At 49.9% G+C, this 1,469-nt stretch carries 11 tRNA genes and 2 rRNA genes; all 13 read right to left on the bottom strand.

The annotated features are described in order from the left end of the window. Positions 1–5: 5 nt before the first annotated feature. Positions 6–98 (bottom strand) — tRNA-Ser (locus tag ACOZIR_RS28255). 27 nt (positions 99–125) lie between these two features. After that, positions 126–202: transfer RNA gene (locus ACOZIR_RS28260), tRNA-Met, on the bottom strand. Positions 203–232: 30 nt separating this feature from the next. Then, a tRNA-Ala gene (locus tag ACOZIR_RS28265) sits at positions 233–308 on the bottom strand. Between the two features lie 5 nt (positions 309–313). Beyond that, positions 314–390, bottom strand: a tRNA-Pro gene (locus tag ACOZIR_RS28270). A 4-nt stretch (positions 391–394) separates the two neighbouring features. Beyond that, a tRNA-Arg gene (locus ACOZIR_RS28275) sits at positions 395–471 on the bottom strand. 9 nt (positions 472–480) lie between these two features. After that, positions 481–569, bottom strand: a tRNA-Leu gene (locus tag ACOZIR_RS28280). Between the two features lie 14 nt (positions 570–583). After that, a tRNA-Gly gene (locus ACOZIR_RS28285) sits at positions 584–658 on the bottom strand. A 23-nt stretch (positions 659–681) separates the two neighbouring features. Then, positions 682–763: transfer RNA gene (locus ACOZIR_RS28290), tRNA-Leu, on the bottom strand. A 13-nt stretch (positions 764–776) separates the two neighbouring features. After that, positions 777–852 (bottom strand) — tRNA-Lys (locus tag ACOZIR_RS28295). An 8-nt stretch (positions 853–860) separates the two neighbouring features. Further along, positions 861–936, bottom strand: a tRNA-Thr gene (locus ACOZIR_RS28300). 26 nt (positions 937–962) lie between these two features. Further along, positions 963–1,038: transfer RNA gene (locus ACOZIR_RS28305), tRNA-Val, on the bottom strand. Positions 1,039–1,047: 9 nt separating this feature from the next. Continuing rightward, positions 1,048–1,163, bottom strand: a 5S ribosomal RNA gene (gene rrf, locus ACOZIR_RS28310). 17 nt (positions 1,164–1,180) lie between these two features. Further along, positions 1,181–1,296 (bottom strand): 5S ribosomal RNA (rrf, locus tag ACOZIR_RS28315). Between the last annotated feature and the right edge of the window lie 173 nt (positions 1,297–1,469).

Here is a 1,469-nt window from a genome sequence, read left to right on the forward strand (position 1 = left end):
ATAAATGGCGGAGGAAGAGGGATTCGAACCCCCGCGGGCTTTAACACCCCTGTCGGTTTTCAAGACCGATCCCTTCAGCCGGACTTGGGTATTCCTCCGTATATTTATAACAAATGTAACTTATATGGTAGCGGCGGAGGGAGTCGAACCCACGACCTCACGGGTATGAACCGTACGCTCTAGCCAGCTGAGCTACACCGCCATATTATTCGTTACAATTATTTAATTTAATTGGTGGAGCCTAGCGGGATCGAACCGCTGACCTCCTGCGTGCAAGGCAGGCGCTCTCCCAGCTGAGCTAAGGCCCCATAAATGGTCGGGAAGACAGGATTCGAACCTGCGACCCCTTGGTCCCAAACCAAGTGCTCTACCAAGCTGAGCTACTTCCCGTTTATGGCGCGCCCGAGAGGAGTCGAACCCCTAACCTTTTGATCCGTAGTCAAACGCTCTATCCAATTGAGCTACGGGCGCTTATTAAAATGGTGCCGAGGGCCGGACTTGAACCGGCACGGTAGTCACCTACCGCAGGATTTTAAGTCCTGTGTGTCTGCCAATTCCACCACCCCGGCAGGACTTATATACGTGGAGCGGAAGACGAGGTTCGAACTCGCGACCCCCACCTTGGCAAGGTGGTGTTCTACCACTGAACTACTTCCGCGCATATATGAAATTAATGAAAGATGCGGGTGAAGGGACTTGAACCCCCACGTCGTAAGACACTAGATCCTAAGTCTAGCGCGTCTGCCAATTCCGCCACACCCGCGTGTGAATATAAATGGTGAGCCATGAAGGACTCGAACCTTCGACCCTCTGATTAAAAGTCAGATGCTCTACCAACTGAGCTAATGGCTCGAAAAAAATGGTGCCGGCAAGAGGACTTGAACCCCCAACCTACTGATTACAAGTCAGTTGCTCTACCAATTGAGCTACACCGGCGTGCAATCTCTGACTTAAATAGTCGATGGTGGAGGATGACGGGATCGAACCGCCGACCCCCTGCTTGTAAGGCAGGTGCTCTCCCAGCTGAGCTAATCCTCCGATATAACAGCCTGGCAACGTCCTACTCTCACAGGGACAAAGTCCCAACTACCATTGGCGCTAAAGAGCTTAACTTCCGTGTTCGGTATGGGAACGGGTGTGACCTCTTCGCTATCGCCACCAGACATATTANGATATAACAGCCTGGCAACGTCCTACTCTCACAGGGACAAAGTCCCAACTACCATTGGCGCTAAAGAGCTTAACTTCCGTGTTCGGTATGGGAACGGGTGTGACCTCTTCGCTATCGCCACCAGACATATTACATTATACACTATTCTATAAAGAAAGCAATACTTATTTTGAAAGATTTATTCTTTCAAAACTAGATAACAGTTTGCTGAGTAAAGCTTACGCTTTTAAAAGTTTGGTTAAGTCCTCGATCGATTAGTATCAGTCAGCTACACATGTCGCCACGCTTCCACCTCTGA

This window comes from Priestia sp. D3YE.R1 (assembly GCF_049199565.1).
Taxonomy (GTDB): domain Bacteria; phylum Bacillota; class Bacilli; order Bacillales; family Bacillaceae_H; genus Priestia; species Priestia aryabhattai.